The organism is Pseudomonas sp. HP_08, assembly GCF_055284095.1.
The window spans coordinates 338,558-353,710 of sequence record NZ_JBTOQC010000001.1; the positions used below are offsets into that span (position 1 = coordinate 338,558).

The following is a 15,153-nucleotide window of genomic DNA, read 5'->3' on the forward strand; positions in this document are numbered from 1 at the left end:
CGGGCGTGAATCAGATGCCGCCAGCGGTCAGTTTTTCAGGGTTGAGCAACACTTCCAGCTGGCTGCGTTGCAGGTCGGTGTGTTCCAGCGCCACGTCGATGATCGGACGGCCTTGCTGATAAGCCTTCTTGGCAATTTCGGCGGCCTTCTGATAACCGATGATCGGGTTCAGCGCGGTGACCAGGATCGGGTTGCGCGATAAGGCTTCCTGGAGTTTTTCCTGGTTGACCTTGAAGCTGGCGATGGCCTTGTCGGCCAGCAGGCGGCTGGAGTTGGCCAGCAACTCAATGCTGCCCAGCAGGTTCAGGGCCACGATCGGCAGCATCACGTTCAGCTCGAAGTTGCCCGACTGACCGGCCACGGTGATTGCGGTGTCGTTGCCGATCACTTGCGCTGCGACCATCGCGGTGGCTTCCGGGATCACCGGGTTGACCTTGCCAGGCATGATCGAGGAGCCCGGCTGCAAGGCTTGCAACTCGATCTCGCCCAGACCTGCCAGGGGACCGGAGTTCATCCAGCGCAAATCGTTGGCGATCTTCATCAGCGACACGGCGGTAGCCTTGAGCTGGCCGGAGACCGACACCGCGGTGTCCTGCGAGCCGATCAGGGCAAACAGATCCTTACCGGGCGTGAAGGTCACACCGCTCAGGGCGCTCAGTTGTGCATTGAAGCGTGCGGCGAACTCAGGGTGCGCGTTGATTCCGGTGCCCACTGCAGTGCCGCCCTGAGCCAGCGATTGCAAGCTCGGTTGCAGGGCCTGAAGGTTTTCCAGGTTGGCGCGGATCTGTTGCGCCCAGCCATTGAGTACCTGGCTCAGGCGCACCGGCATGGCGTCCATCAAGTGGGTACGGCCGGTCTTGACGAACGGATGCACTTGGGTGGCCTTGTGCTCGGTGACCTGAATCAGGTGCTGCAAGGCCGGCAGCAGGTGCTCATGCAGCGCCAGAGCCGCACTGACATGAATGGTGGTCGGGATGATGTCGTTGCTGCTCTGGCCGCAGTTGACGTGGTCATTGGCATTGACCACTTCGCCATGGATACGGGTCGCCAGGGTGGCGATCACCTCGTTGGCGTTCATGTTGGAGCTGGTGCCGGAACCGGTCTGGAAGACATCGACCGGGAAGTGAACCATGAAATCACCTGCCAGCAGGTCACTGACCGCCTGGACGATGGCCTTGCTCTGCCCTTCTGTGATCTGCTCCAGTTCCAGGTTGGCCTTGGCCGCAGCGGCCTTGGCCAGCAGCAACGCGCGAATGAACTGCTTGGGCATGCGCTGATGGCTGATCGGGAAGTTGTCGACCGCACGCTGGGTCTGCGCGCCATACAGGGCCTCGGCCGGCACCTGCAGTTCGCCCATGCTGTCGCGTTCGATACGGGTATTACTCATCGGAATATCCTTGGACCAGTTCAGTGAGAGAAATCGATGGCTGCAGTACGCACGTTGCCAGCTCATGGACGCAGGCTTGCCACTGCCGATGCCGGGCCGGGGTCACGGCCAGCGCCTTGACATCGCGCAACGGGCGCCAGGCCTGATCCAGGCACAGGCAACGCCAGTGCCAGGGCAGAACCGTGTCGCGCGCGGTATCGAGCAGCAGGCGCAAGGCGGTCAGCGCGATCATGGCTTTGGGCGTCGCGGTAAACCGCGCCAGATACCGCCCTTCGGCCAGGTAATGCTCGATCAGCCGCGGCTCATCGGGGTCCAGCCCACAGCGGATCCGCAGACCCAGCTCGCGCCAGTGATCCAGATAAGGCAGCTCGTGCAGGACAGACCCCATGACCCATGACCCAGCCAAGAAATGATATTCATTATTGAATGAGATTAAGAATCAAAACAAGACTCTGGGGCGAATCTGTTTATTGGAGGGAGGAAAAAGAGGGGGTTGTAGGAGCGCGCTTGCCCGCGACCGAGTGCGTAGCGCTCGTAAAATTTTGGAGACGCTGAAATTTTACGACTGCTGACGCAGCCGGTCGCGGGCAGAGCGCGCTCCTACTGGGTTAGCGATCAGCTACCGGCGACGGTCATGCGTTCGATCAGCACGGAGCCGGTGCGGATGTTGCTGCGCAGCTCGAGATCGCTGCCGATGGCGACAATCTGCTTGAACATGTCGCGCATATTGCCGGCGATGGTCACTTCCTGAACCGGGAATTGGATCTCGCCGTTCTCGACCCAGAAACCGGCCGCGCCGCGTGAATAGTCGCCCGTCACCATGTTCAGGCCGCTGCCCATCAGTTCGGTCACCAGCAGGCCACGCCCCATGCGCCGTACCAGCGCGGCCTGGTCTTCAGTGCCATGGGTGACGAACAGGTTATGCACGCCGCCCGCATTCGCGGTGCTCGGCAGGCCCAGTTTGCGGCCCGAGTAGGTGCTCAGGATGTAAGACACCAGGTCGCCATTCTCGACGAACGGCTTGGCATAGGTCGCCAGGCCATCACCGTCGAATGAAGTACTGCCCATCGCCTGCATCAGGTGTGGACGCTCATCGATGGTCAGCCATTCAGGGAACAGTCGCTGCCCCAGCGCGCCCTCCAGAAAGGACGACTTGCGGTACAGGTTGCCGCCGGAGATCGCTCCGAGAAAGCTGCCGAACAAGCCACCGGCCAGTTCGGCCGAGAACAGCACCGGCACTTCGCACGTCGGTACCGGACGAGCGCCCAGACGGCTGGCAGCACGTTGCGCAGCCTTGCGTCCGATGCTTTCGGCATCCGCCAGCAACGTACCCTGGCGGTTGACGTCATACCAGTAATCGCGCTGCATGTTGCCGCCTTCTTCGGCGATCATGACGCAACTGAGGCTATGGCGGGTCGACGCATAGCCACCAATAAAACCGTTGCTGTTGCCGTATACGCGGCAGCCCTGATGGGTATTGAGGGTGGTGCCATCAGCGTTGCGGATGCGGCTGTCAGCCTCGAACGCTGCCGCTTCGCAGATCAGCGCTTTCTCGATGGCCTGCTCCGGGGTGATGTCCCAGGCATGAAACAGGTCGAAATCCTTGAGATCGCGAGCCATCAGGGCCGGATCCGCCAGCCCCGAGCTTTCATCTTCAGAGGTGTGCTGGGCAATCGCCAGGGCAGCCGCCACTGTTTCGCGGATCGCCTCCGGGCCGCTGGCCGAGGTGCTGGCAGAACCTTTGCGCTGGCCGACATACAGGGTGATGCCAAACCCTTGGTCGCGGTTGAACTCTACGGTTTCGACTTCACGCTGACGCACCGAGGTCGACAGTCCCTGATCCACAGAAACGGCCACTTCACAGGCGCTGGCGCCCTGGCGGCGGGCTTCGGCGATGATCTGCTCGACCTGTTCCTGAAGTGCTGGCAGGGCCTGTGGGCCGACGCTTTGGGTTGCACTCATGACTTTCTCCATCAAATTCTGCTTTCGGCACGGCTCACTTACCGAGCGGGCCGGACAAGCGGCCCCCGACTGGTTATCATGGCGGCGTTTATTTGCGGACGGCCCCCATGGTTGATTCTTACGACGACTCCCTCGACGGGGAGAAAAGCAAAACCCAGGTAAAACGCGAGCAGCAGGCTCTGGTTGAACTGGGCGCGCGACTGACTACCCTCAAACCCGATGTGCTGGACAAGCTGCCACTGACCGACAATTTGCGCCGGGCATTGGCTGAAGCGCCGAAGCACACCGCGAACATCGCGAAAAAGCGCCACATCCTGTTCATCGGCAGGCTGATGCGCGACCAGGACCAGGAAGCCATCCTTGCCCTGCTGGACCAGCTCGACAGCTCGACCCGGCAGTACAACGAACGCTTCCACTCGCTGGAGCGCTGGCGTGATCGCCTGATTGCCGGCGATGACAGCGTCCTGGAGAAATTCGTCTCCGAGTACCCGGACGCCGATCGCCAGCAACTGCGCTCCCTGATCCGTCAGGCCCAGCACGAGGTGGCGCACAACAAGCCACCGGCCTCCAGCCGCAAGATCTTCAAGTACATCCGCGACCTGGACGAAGTGCAGCGCGGCCTGCGTTAACCCGCATTCAGGGCTGGTACTCACTCACCAGCCCTGCCCTTTTCTTACGCCCCTGTGCCGCCCACGGTGATCGCATCGATCTTCAGGGTCGGCTGGCCGACACCGACCGGCACCGATTGACCGTCCTTGCCGCACGTGCCTACGCCGCTGTCCAGCGACAGGTCGTTACCGACCATCGACACCCGGCTCATGGCTTCCGGTCCGTTGCCGATCAGCGTCGCGCCTTTGACCGGCGTGGTGATCTTGCCGTCTTCGATCAGGTAAGCCTCGCTGGTCGAGAACACGAATTTGCCGCTGGTGATGTCCACCTGACCACCGCCCAGGTTGGCGCAGTAGATGCCCCGTTTCACCGACGCGATGATTTCTTGCGGATCGCTCTGCCCGCCCAGCATGTAGGTGTTGGTCATGCGCGGCATCGGCAGGTGCGCATAGGATTCGCGACGGCCGTTGCCGGTACGCGCCACGCCCATCAGGCGGGCGTTGAGCTTGTCTTGCATATAGCCCTTGAGCACGCCGTTCTCGATCAGCGTGGTGCACTCGGTCGGCGTGCCTTCGTCATCGACGCTCAGCGAGCCGCGACGGCCTGCCAAAGTGCCGTCATCGACGATGGTGCACAGCTTGGAGGCAACCATTTCGCCCATCCGGCCGCTGTAGGCCGAGCTGCCCTTGCGGTTGAAGTCGCCTTCCAGGCCATGACCGACCGCTTCGTGCAACAGCACGCCCGACCAGCCGGAGCCCAGCACCACCGGCAAGGTACCGGCCGGCGCAGGCACCGCTTCAAGGTTGACCAGCGCCTGGCGCAAGGCCTCGCGGGCATAGCCCATGGCGCGGTCTTCATTGAGGAAATAACGGTAGTCGGTACGCCCGCCGCCGCCATGCCCGCCGCGTTCGCGACGGCCATTCTGCTCGACGATCACACTGACATTGAAACGCACCAGCGGGCGCACATCGGCGGCCAGGCTGCCATCGGCCGCCGCGACCAGAATCCGCTCCCAGACGCCGGCCATGCTTACCGAAACCTGCTGGATACGCGGGTCCAGCGCACGGGTGGCGACGTCGATACGCTTGAGCAGTTCGACTTTCTCGGCACGGCTCAGCACTTCAAGCGGGTTGTCCGGCGCATACAACTGGGCGACGTCCTGGGCGGTGAACGCCTGGACGCGGCCGTTCTGGCCGGCCCGCGAGATGGAACGGGCCGCGCGCGCCGCTGCGCTCAAGGCTTCGAGGTTGATGGCATTGCTGTAGGCGAAACCGGTTTTTTCACCCGATTGCGCACGCACCCCGACACCCTGGTCGAGGTTGAAACTGCCTTCCTTGACGATGCCGTCCTCGAGCGCCCAGGACTCGGAAATCATGCCCTGGAAATACAGATCGGCCGCGTCGATCCCAGGCCCGGCCAGATCGCCCAGCACCGATTGCAGGGTGTCCAGGTTCAGGCCGCCAGGCGCCAGAAGATGTTCGCTGACTGAGGACACGTCACTCATATTCACTCCGAAGCAGGCCGCACCGCGTCCTGCACTGAAAATCGCCGGTGACTGGACACCGGCATCCGCGCCCGTATGGACGCCTGTTCTTCACTGTCGCGCTGCGCCAGCAGCACGGCTTCACCTTTGTCCTGCTCGGCCAGTATTCGCCCCCACGGGTCGATGATTGCCGTCTGGCCCCAGGTTTCCCGTGGGCCTGGATGTACGCCGCCCTGGGCGGCAGCCAGCAGGTAACACTGAGTCTCGATGGCGCGCGCGCGAATCAGGATTTCCCAGTGCGCCGCACCGGTGACGGCGGTGAACGCCGAGGGTGCGGTAATCAGCTCCGCGCCCGCTTCACGCAGGGCGGTGTACAACTCCGGGAAGCGCAGGTCGTAGCACACGCTCAGACCCAGGCGCCCTACCGGCGTGTCGGCCACTACCACGTTGCTTCCATGAGCATAGTCATCGGATTCACGGTAGCGGCCGCGATTGTCGGTCACATCGACATCGAACAAGTGCAGCTTGTCATAACGGGCAGCCTGTTCACCGTGTTCGTCGATCAGCAACGAGCAGGCCGTGATCTTGCCGTCGGGTTGACCCTGCGGCGGCAGCGGCAATGTGCCGGCCACAATCCATAACTTGAGGTCGCGGGCGGCCTGTTTCAACCATGGCAGGATCGGACCTTGCCCCAAGGCCTCGGCGCGACCGATGTCAGCGGCGTCGCGACGCCCCAGCGCCGGGAAGTTTTCCGGCAGCACGGCCAGTTGCGCACCTTGCTCGGCAGCCTGCTCCAGCAGGCCCCGGGCATGGCGCAGATTCTCGGCGATATCGCTCTGGCTGACCATTTGAATCACGGCAAACGTCATGGATCCCTCCTATTGCGGCTTCTCGAACGGCTTGTCGAAGGTAATCTTCGGCTCCTTCCAGGGCCCCTCGACTTTGTACTGGACACTGGCGAAGCGCGCAATGCGATCGCCCAGCAGCTTGTCCACCAGAAACAGTGCGCCACCGACTGCCGGCGCACCAACCAGCAGCGCGGCAATCGGCAGGTTATTGCTCACCGGCAAGGTGACCAGCAGCTTGGCGTCGACCCGGTCCTTGACCATGTCCAGCGTGCCGTCCAGCTCAAGATTGCTCGATGGCCCGGTCAAGGTGATCGGCTTGCGCGTCACATAGACGCCTTCGCTGGCGACCAGCAGGCCCTTGACCCGGTCATAGCCCAAGCCCTTGCCCAGCAGGTCGGAGAAGTCCAGACGCAGGCGGCGGCCGATGGAATTGAAGTTGAGCAAGCCAAACACCCGCAATGCTTGGGCGCCGCCTTCGACCTCGACGAACTGACCATTGCGCAGCGTCGCATCGAGGCTGCCGGAATAGCGCTTCAAGCCCACCCAGGCCGGCGAACCGGGCCAGCGGCCGTCGATGTCCAGCTCGAACGATTCACTGGTCACCGTCGGCGCAAAGCCCCAGGCCTTGAGGATATCGCCCAGGTTCTTGCCAGCCACATGGCCCTTGATCCAGCTGGTGCTGACGCCCGGCGCACCTTCCCAGCCGCCATCGCCCTCCAGCAGCAAGCCCTTGAGTCCAAGACTCAGGTCGCTGAAGCGCAAGCCGTTGGCAGTCGGCCGGGTCTTCAGCGCCCAGCCGCCAATCAATTGCTCGCCCTGGAACAACTGATTGATGCGCACGTTCAGCGCCGGAATCTTGCGCGGGTCGACATCGGCCAGCGGGTCGGGGGCATTCTCGACCACTGGCGCATTGGGGTCGGCGGCCGGCAGGCGCACATACTGCAGGTCGATATCCAGAGGCGCACTCTTCGCATCCGGCAGCGCGGCACGGCCCTTGACCTGCTGGCTGTCCAGCGACAACTGCCAGGCCGAAGCACTGCGCTGCAACTGCACGCGCGCCTGCTCCAGCGTGGTGCCCATCGCGGTCAGCCGGCCGACCTGTACGTCGACCCGATTGAGCGTCTGCCGGGCGCTGCCGCCCGGGTCGTTGCCGCTGTAGCGCTGGGCAACGTCCTGCCACGGGCTAATGTCCAGCTCGGGCAGGCTGCCACTGACCCGCAAGCCCTTGGCCTGCGGCACAACCGCGCCGCCCTGCCCCAGAAACAGCTCGCCACGCCCTTGCAACGGATCGCTCGCCGGTGCCGCCCAGGCCAGGCTTGCCAACGCGCCGTAGACGGCGTCATAACGCCGCTCGCTGCCTTGCAGGGTCATGCGAAATTCGCTGGGCCGCGCCTGTTCGCGGGTCTTGCCGAACGGCGCCGGCAGATCCACCGCCAGGCCTTGCAGGCTGGAATTGATCGACAACGGGGTATCGCCGCCGTCGAGCAACAATTGCAGCTGATAGGGAATGTCGCCCGAAGCCGGTATCGGCTGATTGAAGCTCAGCCAGTCGGTCAGGCGCTTGAGGGCAATCTGGCCACTGGCATTGATGCGCGTGACATTCGCGCCCGGCTTGCCCTCGGCCAGAATCTGCGCGGTCACCGGGCGATCGAATGCCTGGGCGCTGATGTCCTTGCCGCTCAGGCCGCGCTCACTGTCGAAGCGGAAATCACCCTTGAGCTGGGTCAGTTCGAGCGGCGGCTCTGCCAGTTTCAGGCGAGCGCCTTCGCTGGCAAAGTCCACGCCGATCTTGGGCTCTATGCCTTTTTCCAGCGGGATATCCAGTTGCAGCTTGCCCTTGAGCGGCCCTTCGCCTTCCCAGTTGGCAAAGGTGCTGCCGGTGCCGATCGGCGCGTCCTGAAGGATTTTCAGGCCATCGCCCAGGGTACCGACAAACTCGCCGTCCACCAGCAAATGACTGGGCTGCCCGGCAGCGGCCGGCGGGACATTGACCTGCACGTTACTGACCTTGGTACCGAGCATCTGCCCTTTGCTGGCCTTGATCCGCACATCATTGTTTTCGACCCAGACCTTTCCGTCCACGCCGGTCAACGACGGCCAGCCGGGCTGGAAGTCCAGCGTGGCATTCTTGACGTTGAAGAACAGGCTGATGACCCGCGAGTGCTCCGGCGAATTCTTGTTCAGCGAACCCTGGTACTGGAAAAAACCCTGCTTGACATCGCCGGTGACGATGGCGGTGCGCAGCCAGTGATCCAGCGCCGGGCTGAGCACTGCGGGCAGGTATTTGCCGGTGTAGCGGCCGTCGCCATCGAGCATGCCGACGCGCAGGTCCATGTAGTCTTCGTGGTCGTGCTTGAGGTGGATGCGAATCAGAAAGTCCGCCGCGATCTTGCCTTCATCGCCCAGCACCTTGATATACGGCGCGACCAGGGTGAAGCGCTCCTGATCAAGCGTCCAGGTCAGGCGCGCATTGGCCTTGGGGTAGCGCCAGGCATTCTTGAAGATCGGGTCCAAGTGCAGCATGAAGTCTTCAGTGGCCAGGCGCAGTTCGCCCTTGCCCAGATCGCCGCTGATGGCGCCGCTGACATTCCCGGCCGCCGGCGCGCCGTGATAGGCGTCGAAGCCAACCTTCTCAAGGTTGGCAGCAAAGCTTACGCGCTCATCGCCCTGGGCTTGCGGGCGCCAGTCGAGCAAGACGTTATGCAGCGTGCCGGTGACGTTCAGACGATCAAGCACTTCGCGCAGGGTGTCGGGCAACGGCGCCAGCGAATCGAGCAACGGTGTCAGCGGTGTCAGGTCCAGTCGATCGGCTTCGACATGCCACAGCTCCTGGCGCTCGGCGCTGGCGGCGCTTTGCTGCAACTGCACGCGGCTTTCCCAGCGCTGCTCGCCGAGGTTCATGGCCAATGAACCCAGGGTCAGTTTGAAACCCTGTTCGTTGCGCGCAAACCAGGCATTAAGGGCCAGATTGTCGATTTTTGCCGGTGCGTGCTGCGCATAGCGGCCCTGAAGATGCGGTGCATTAAGGCGCACGGTCGCGTTCTGCACCGTGCCCTTGCCCCAGCCGAGCCAGAACTGCCCGCCAGCCTTGAGCGCCGAGATATCCCAGTCGCGGGTCAGGGTCTTGGGCAACCATTGCGCCCAGTCGCTTTGCGGCAGGCTCAGGTACGCATCGGCCTGGGCCTCGCGCCATTGGCTGGCCTGGATGCGTGAACGAACATTGAGCGCCAGAGGCTGGCCGTCGGGCAGGTTCAGACGCGCATCCAGGCGCTGCTGGCGAGTGCCGGTGGCCAGGCTCAGATTGATATAGGTGAGGGTCAGCGGCGACTGCTCGAATGGCTGCACGGTCAACTGGCTGTCGAACAACGACAGCTGCGCGACCTGTTGCAGGCGGGTCAGGATCTGCTCGGGGTCCAGCGGCTTTTCTTCACGCTGCGGCAATCCCTGCAACGCCCATTTACCGTCCTTGTCCTGACGCACAATCATCTGCAGGCCGCTGACTTCGAGGTCGGCAATGCGCACCTCGCGCGCCATCAGGCTGTCCCACAGCGCCGGCACCACGCGCACCTGATCCAGACGCAGCGCGCTGCGGCCTTCGCCGATCATCACGTCGTGGGCCAGCAGCACCGGGGCAAAGCCGCTCCAGCGGCCTTCGAGGCGGCCAATGCTCAATGGCATGTCCAGCGCGGCCTGGGCTCGGGTTTCGACATCGACCCGGTATTCGGCCAGCATCGGCGTCAGCTGCCGCCCAAGGCTGACGTACAGGGCCGCCAGCACCAGAAACAGGGCGCACAGGATCAAGCCCCAGCGCGTCAGGCGTGACAGGACCCGCTCCGGAATTTGCTCATTGACCACTCATTATTCTCACTCAAAGGGCATCCATGCCACGGCCCCGCCGGGCAGGGCGGGTGTCATATCTGCATTGTGAGCAATTCAGAGCAGCACGACGTCGTATTGTTCCTGTGAATACATTGATTCGACCTGAAAACGTATGGTCCGGCCAATGAACGCTTCAAGTTCGGCGACATTGCCCGATTCTTCGTCGAGCAAACGGTCGACCACCCGCTGGCTGGCCAGCACCCGATAACCCACTGCCTGATACGCCCGGGCTTCGCGCAGAATCTCGCGGAAGATTTCGTAGCAGATGGTTTCCGGGGTCTTGAGCTTGCCGCGCCCCTGGCAGCAGTGGCACGACTCGCAAAGAATCTGCTCCAGGCTTTCGCGGGTGCGCTTGCGGGTCATCTGCACCAGGCCCAGCTCGGTGATGCCGATGATGTTGGTCTTGGCGTGATCGCGTTCGAGCTGCTTTTCCAGCGTGCGCAGCACCTGACGCTGGTGCTCGCCGTCTTCCATGTCGATGAAGTCGATGATGATGATGCCGCCCAGGTTACGCAGGCGCAGTTGCCGGGCAATCGCGGTGGCCGCTTCCAGGTTGGTCTTGAAGATGGTCTCTTCGAGGTTGCGATGCCCGACGAAGGCGCCGGTATTGACGTCGATGGTGGTCATCGCCTCGGCCGGATCGACCACCAGATAGCCGCCGGACTTGAGCGGCACCTTGCGCTCCAGCGCCTTCTGGATTTCGTCCTCGACGCCATACAGGTCGAAGATCGGCCGCTCGCCGGGGTAATGCTCCAGGCGGTCTTCGATCTCGGGCATCAGTTCGGCGACGAACTGCCGGGTTTTCTGGAAGGTTTCCCGCGAGTCGATGCGAATCTTCTCGATGCGCGGGCTGACCAGGTCGCGCAGGGTGCGCAGGGCCAGGCCCAGGTCTTCGTAGATCACGGTCGGCGGGCTGACGGTCTTGATCTGCTCGCCAATCTGGTCCCACAGGCGGCGCAGGTAGCGGATGTCCATGAGGATTTCTTCGGCGCCGGCCCCTTCGGCAGCGGTGCGCAGAATGAAGCCGCCCGCCTCTTTGATGCCTTCCTGGGCCACGCAATCGCTGACCACCTTCTTGAGCCGGTCGCGCTCGCCTTCATCTTCGATTTTCAGCGAAATACCGACATGCGCGGTGCGCGGCATGTACACCAGATAGCGCGACGGAATCGACAGCTGAGTCGTCAGCCGTGCGCCCTTGCTGCCGATCGGGTCTTTGGTGACCTGCACCACCAGGCTCTGGCCATCATGGACCAGCGCGCTGATCGGCTCGACGGCCGACCCCTCGCGCAACGAAATTTCCGAGGCGTGGATAAACGCCGCACGGTCCAGGCCGATGTCGATGAATGCCGCCTGCATGCCGGGCAACACCCGCACCACCTTGCCCTTGTAGATATTGCCGACGATGCCGCGCCGTTGGGTCCGCTCGACGTGGACCTCTTGCAGAACACCGTTTTCGACCACCGCCACCCGCGACTCCATGGGCGTGATGTTGATCAGGATTTCTTCACTCATGGCTTATCACCTTCCAGGCCTTGCCAACAGGGTATGCCGAAATGGCCCAGCAGGTCTGCGGTTTCGCACAGTGGCAAGCCCACGACCCCGGAATAGCTGCCGTGCAGGGCCTCGACGAAGATCGCTGCCAGCCCCTGAACCGCATAGCTGCCCGCCTTATCCACAGGCTCGCCGCTGGCCCAGTAGGTGCGTGCTTCATGCTCCTGAATGGCACGAAAGCGGACCCGGCTGGTGACCACCCGGCTTTCACAGCGCTGATGATCGAGCACCGCCACGGCGGTCAGCACTTCATGCTCGCGCCCCGACAATGCCGCCAGCATGGCCAGCGCATCGTGTTGATCAACGGGTTTACCGAGAATCTGCCCGTCGAGCACCACGGCGGTGTCGGCGCCCAGCACACAGGCATCCTGCGCATTGGCGAGCGAAGCCAGGCCGGCCTGCGCCTTGCTGCGCGCCAGCCGCTGGACATAGTCGCCAGGTTGTTCATCGGCAAGGGCGGTTTCGTCGATTGGCGCGCTCAGCACGCTGAACGGCACGCCGATCTGGGTGAGCAGCTCACGACGTCGCGGTGAACCGGAAGCCAGGTATAGCGAAGGCATGGGGACGTCTCCATGTCGGTGACGCCCCAATTGGAGCGCCTGCACTCAGTGCGCTCAATTGATTTTCAGGTGCTTGCGCAGCCCGCGTAATCCATAACTGATCCAGGGCCATAACAAGGCGCTGACCAGCGCCGGAAGGACCAGCGCCAGGGTCGGCTGGCGATTGCCGGTCAAGGCGCTGAGCCACAACTGGGCCAACTGCGCCAAGCCGAACACCACCAGCAGAATCAGGCATTGCTGCCAGGTCGGAAAGATCCGCAGCCGGTGCTGCAAAGACATCACCAGAAAGGCGATCAGGCTCAGGGTCAGCGCGTTCTGGCCCAGCAAGGTGCCATACAGCACATCTTCCATCAGCCCCAGCAGCCAGGCAGTGGTCATGCCGACCTTGTGCGGCAGCGCCAGGATCCAGAAGGTCAGCAGCAACGCCAGCCAGAGCGGGCGGAAGATTTCCATGAATTGCGGCAGCGGCGAAACGCTGAGCAACAGGCCGATGGCGAAGGTCAACCAGACCACCCAGCCATTGCGTCCGGAGACGTGACTAACCATCGATTGGCTCTCGGGAGTTGGACGGCGCGGCGGCCGGTGGCGTCGCAGGCCTTGAGGCCGGGCGACTGCTGGCCGGGGCTGGCGTACTGCGCGCAGGCGCCGGATGCGATGTGGAGGCGGCGTTGGGCACGTTGTTGATCGGCAACACCGGCAACAATGCCCCAGGCATGGCCGGGAATACCGGCGCATAAGCTCCGGGCGCCGGCGCCAGATTCGCAGGCCCGCTGCGTCGACCCAGCAACTCCTGCGCCTGACCCGCCTCGGCCACACGCTCCTCGGCCGAGCGGCCATCGGAGAACACCAGCAGCAGGTAACGGCTGCGGTTCAGCGCCGCGGTCGGCTCGGCACGCACAATGGCAAACGGCTGACCGGAATCGTGGATGACTTCCTTGACCGTCGCCACCGGATAACCGGCCGGAAAACGCTGGCCCAGCCCTGAGCTGACCAGCAGATCGCCTTCCTTGATGTCGGCGGTGTCGGCCACATGACGAAGTTCCAGGCGCTCGGGGTTACCGGTGCCGCTGGCGATGGCGCGCAAGCCATTGCGGTTGACCTGTACCGGAATGCTGTGGGTCGTGTCGGTCAACAGCAGGACGCGCGAGGTGTAGGGCATCAATTCGACCACCTGGCCCATCAGGCCACGGGCATCGAGCACCGGCTGACCAAGGATCACGCCATCGCGCTCACCCTTGTTGATGATGATCCGGTGGGTGAACGGGTTCGGGTCCATGCCGATCAACTCGGCGACCTCGACCTTCTCGTTGACCAGCGCCGAGGAGTTGAGCAGTTCGCGCAGGCGCACGTTCTGCTCGGTCAGGGCCGCCAGCTTTTGCAGACGCCCCTGCAACAGCAGGGCTTCGGTCTTGAGTTTTTCGTTCTCGGCCAGCAGTTCGGTGCGGCTGCCAAATTGCATGGCCACGCCCTGATACAGGCGTTGCGGCAGATCGACAACCCAATAGGATTGCATCAGCACCAGTGACATCTGGCTGCGCAGCGGCTTGAGCAGGGTGAAACGGGCATCGACCACCATCAACGCAACCGACAGCACCGCCAGCACAAGCAGGCGTACGCCCAGCGAAGGGCCTTTGGCAAAAAGCGGTTTAATAGGCCGCTCCTGTCGGGCATTCGCTCGACGGATTGAGCCTTGACTGGCTGTTATTCATGCGCAAGGGGAATGTGCCTGGACGGATTGAAAGGCGTGTTCAAGGGTCAGCCTGAAGCCTACAGGTAGCACAAGGCCTACCTGTAGACAAAGGACTGCTTGAAGCGCTCCCGACGAATCACTCGCTGGAGAGCAGGTCCATGGTGTGCTTGTCCATCATTTCCAGGGCACGGCCACCGCCGCGCGCCACGCAGGTCAGCGGGTCTTCGGCAACGATCACCGGCAGGCCGGTTTCCTGGGCCAGCAGCTTGTCGAGGTCACGCAACAGGGCGCCACCACCGGTCAGCACCAGGCCACGCTCGGCGATGTCCGAAGCCAGCTCCGGCGGCGACTGCTCCAGCGCGCTCTTGACCGCCTGGACGATGGTCGCCAGCGACTCCTGCAGCGCTTCGAGCACTTCGTTGGAGTTCAGGGTGAAGGCACGCGGAACGCCTTCGGCCAGGTTACGGCCGCGCACGTCGACTTCGCGGGTTTCGCCACCCGGGAACGCGGTGCCGATTTCCTGCTTGATGCGCTCGGCGGTGGATTCGCCGATCAGGCTGCCGTAGTTACGACGTACGTAAGTCACGATCGCTTCGTCGAAACGGTCGCCGCCAACCCGTACGGATTCGGCATAGACCACGCCATTGAGCGAGATCAGAGCGATTTCAGTGGTACCACCACCGATATCGACCACCATCGAACCACGCGCTTCTTCGACCGGCAGGCCGGCACCGATGGCGGCAGCCATCGGTTCTTCGATCAGGAACACTTCGCGAGCACCGGCACCCAGTGCCGATTCACGAATGGCGCGACGCTCAACCTGGGTGGATTTGCACGGAACGCAGATCAACACGCGAGGGCTGGGTTGCAGGAAGCTGTTTTCATGCACCTTGTTGATGAAGTACTGCAGCATCTTTTCACAGACGCTGAAATCGGCGATGACGCCGTCTTTCATCGGACGAATGGCAGCAATGTTGCCGGGAGTACGGCCCAACATGCGTTTGGCCTCGGTCCCTACGGCCACAACGCTTTTCTGGTTGCCATGAGTACGAATGGCGACGACAGAAGGTTCATTCAGTACGATACCGCGCTCACGCACGTAAATAAGGGTGTTGGCAGTGCCCAGGTCGATGGAAAGATCACTGGAAAACATGCCACGCAGTTTCTTGAACATGGGAAAGGGA

General features: G+C 63.0%; 12 protein-coding genes. 1 reads left to right on the forward strand and 11 read right to left on the reverse strand.

What is annotated here, in order from left to right; all coding sequences use genetic code 11:
* Nucleotides 1–10: 10 nt before the first annotated feature.
* The 3 genes from ACYAS9_RS01645 to pmbA all read right to left on the reverse strand — a co-directional run bounded on the left by ACYAS9_RS01645 (nt 11) and on the right by pmbA (nt 3,349).
* A complete protein-coding gene (locus ACYAS9_RS01645; protein ID WP_463566581.1) occupies nt 11–1,387 on the reverse strand; it encodes a class II fumarate hydratase in 1,377 nt (458 codons plus the stop codon).
* Complete coding sequence (locus ACYAS9_RS01650; protein WP_463566582.1) at nt 1,380–1,775, reverse strand: FagA protein; 396 nt, start codon at nt 1,773–1,775, stop codon at nt 1,380–1,382. The genes ACYAS9_RS01645 and ACYAS9_RS01650 overlap by 8 nt, the downstream gene beginning before the upstream one ends.
* A gap of 227 nt (nt 1,776–2,002) precedes the next feature.
* A complete protein-coding gene (pmbA, locus tag ACYAS9_RS01655; RefSeq protein ID WP_463566583.1) occupies nt 2,003–3,349 on the reverse strand; it encodes a metalloprotease PmbA in 1,347 nt (448 codons plus the stop codon).
* 107 nt (nt 3,350–3,456) lie between these two features.
* Between pmbA and yjgA the strand changes: the two genes are divergently transcribed.
* Nucleotides 3,457–3,978: a ribosome biogenesis factor YjgA gene (gene yjgA, locus ACYAS9_RS01660; protein ID WP_463566584.1), complete on the forward strand. Its 522-nt coding sequence runs from the start codon at nt 3,457–3,459 to the stop codon at nt 3,976–3,978.
* A 44-nt stretch (nt 3,979–4,022) separates the two neighbouring features.
* Here yjgA and tldD read toward each other — a convergent pair whose 3' ends face one another.
* The 8 genes from tldD to mreB form a co-directional block, all read right to left on the reverse strand.
* Nucleotides 4,023–5,462, reverse strand: coding sequence for a metalloprotease TldD (tldD, locus tag ACYAS9_RS01665; protein WP_463566585.1), 1,440 nt, complete (start codon nt 5,460–5,462; stop codon nt 4,023–4,025).
* Between the two features lie 2 nt (nt 5,463–5,464).
* A complete protein-coding gene (locus ACYAS9_RS01670; protein ID WP_463566586.1) occupies nt 5,465–6,310 on the reverse strand; it encodes a carbon-nitrogen hydrolase family protein in 846 nt (281 codons plus the stop codon).
* Nucleotides 6,311–6,319: 9 nt separating this feature from the next.
* On the reverse strand, nt 6,320–10,144 hold the full coding sequence (locus tag ACYAS9_RS01675; RefSeq protein WP_463566587.1) for a YhdP family protein: 3,825 nt from the start codon (nt 10,142–10,144) through the stop codon (nt 6,320–6,322).
* A gap of 78 nt (nt 10,145–10,222) precedes the next feature.
* The gene (gene rng / locus ACYAS9_RS01680; protein ID WP_463566588.1) at nt 10,223–11,680 is read right to left on the reverse strand and encodes a ribonuclease G; all 1,458 of its coding nucleotides are present in this window, start codon (nt 11,678–11,680) and stop codon (nt 10,223–10,225) included.
* Entirely contained in the window at nt 11,677–12,279 is a 603-nt protein-coding gene (locus ACYAS9_RS01685) for a Maf family protein (protein ID WP_463566589.1), read from the reverse strand. Before ACYAS9_RS01685 ends, rng begins: the two co-directional genes overlap by 4 nt.
* A 54-nt stretch (nt 12,280–12,333) precedes the next feature.
* Nucleotides 12,334–12,825: a rod shape-determining protein MreD gene (gene mreD, locus ACYAS9_RS01690; protein WP_056834115.1), complete on the reverse strand. Its 492-nt coding sequence runs from the start codon at nt 12,823–12,825 to the stop codon at nt 12,334–12,336.
* Nucleotides 12,818–13,930, reverse strand: coding sequence for a rod shape-determining protein MreC (gene mreC, locus ACYAS9_RS01695; protein WP_463566831.1), 1,113 nt, complete (start codon nt 13,928–13,930; stop codon nt 12,818–12,820). The genes mreD and mreC overlap by 8 nt, the downstream gene beginning before the upstream one ends.
* Nucleotides 13,931–14,105: 175 nt before the next feature.
* The gene (gene mreB / locus ACYAS9_RS01700) at nt 14,106–15,143 is read right to left on the reverse strand and encodes a rod shape-determining protein MreB (protein ID WP_056834111.1); all 1,038 of its coding nucleotides are present in this window, start codon (nt 15,141–15,143) and stop codon (nt 14,106–14,108) included.
* Nucleotides 15,144–15,153 lie beyond the last annotated feature (10 nt).

Excerpts from the sequence above, each read along its gene's own strand:
- rng (WP_463566588.1), bottom strand. The coding sequence starts at position 11,680 with ATGAGTGAAGAAATCCTGATCAACATCACGCCCATGGAGTCGCGGGTG.
- ACYAS9_RS01650 (WP_463566582.1), bottom strand. The coding sequence starts at position 1,775 with ATGGGGTCTGTCCTGCACGAGCTGCCTTATCTGGATCACTGGCGCGAG.
- tldD (WP_463566585.1), bottom strand. The coding sequence starts at position 5,462 with ATGAGTGACGTGTCCTCAGTCAGCGAACATCTTCTGGCGCCTGGCGGC.
- ACYAS9_RS01645 (WP_463566581.1), bottom strand. The coding sequence starts at position 1,387 with ATGAGTAATACCCGTATCGAACGCGACAGCATGGGCGAACTGCAGGTG.
- mreB (WP_056834111.1), bottom strand. The coding sequence starts at position 15,143 with ATGTTCAAGAAACTGCGTGGCATGTTTTCCAGTGATCTTTCCATCGAC.
- pmbA (WP_463566583.1), bottom strand. The coding sequence starts at position 3,349 with ATGAGTGCAACCCAAAGCGTCGGCCCACAGGCCCTGCCAGCACTTCAG.
- ACYAS9_RS01685 (WP_463566589.1), bottom strand. The coding sequence starts at position 12,279 with ATGCCTTCGCTATACCTGGCTTCCGGTTCACCGCGACGTCGTGAGCTG.
- yjgA (WP_463566584.1), top strand. The coding sequence starts at position 3,457 with ATGGTTGATTCTTACGACGACTCCCTCGACGGGGAGAAAAGCAAAACC.
- mreD (WP_056834115.1), bottom strand. The coding sequence starts at position 12,825 with ATGGTTAGTCACGTCTCCGGACGCAATGGCTGGGTGGTCTGGTTGACC.
- ACYAS9_RS01670 (WP_463566586.1), bottom strand. The coding sequence starts at position 6,310 with ATGACGTTTGCCGTGATTCAAATGGTCAGCCAGAGCGATATCGCCGAG.